The sequence below is a fragment of the Rahnella sp. PAMC25617 genome, from assembly GCF_050606005.1.
GTDB classification, from domain to species: Bacteria; Pseudomonadota; Gammaproteobacteria; order Enterobacterales; family Enterobacteriaceae; genus Rahnella; species Rahnella variigena.
In genome coordinates, this window is the sequence record NZ_JBOCUM010000043.1 from 1 (window position 1) to 297 (window position 297).

The 297-nt window shown below is 49.5% G+C and carries 1 protein-coding gene; it reads right to left on the bottom strand.

The window, feature by feature from the left end; all coding sequences use genetic code 11:
• Positions 1-264: hypothetical protein (locus ACM615_RS23845; protein WP_431012623.1), on the bottom strand; the 264-nt coding region annotated here is incomplete at its 3' end.
• Positions 265-297: the final 33 nt, after the last annotated feature.

Here is a 297-nt window from a genome sequence, read left to right on the forward strand (position 1 = left end):
CACAAGACGTCGATTATCGACACGACTGTTGGTCGCGCCATCCTTTGGATGATCGTACCAAAAGGTCTGCCGTTCTCTATCGTGAACAAGCCTTTGGGCAAAAAAGCTATCTCCAAAATGCTGAACACTTGTTACCGCATTTTGGGCCTGAAGCCGACCGTTATTTTTGATCTCTTCTGTAATACGCACTTTGACACGCGCATGCAGAGAGGCCAAACCGGCGCGGTAAATACGCTCAGCTTCTTTAGGACCGGTCAGAACCATGCCTTCGCCTTTGGCGTTAACACAGTCACGAGT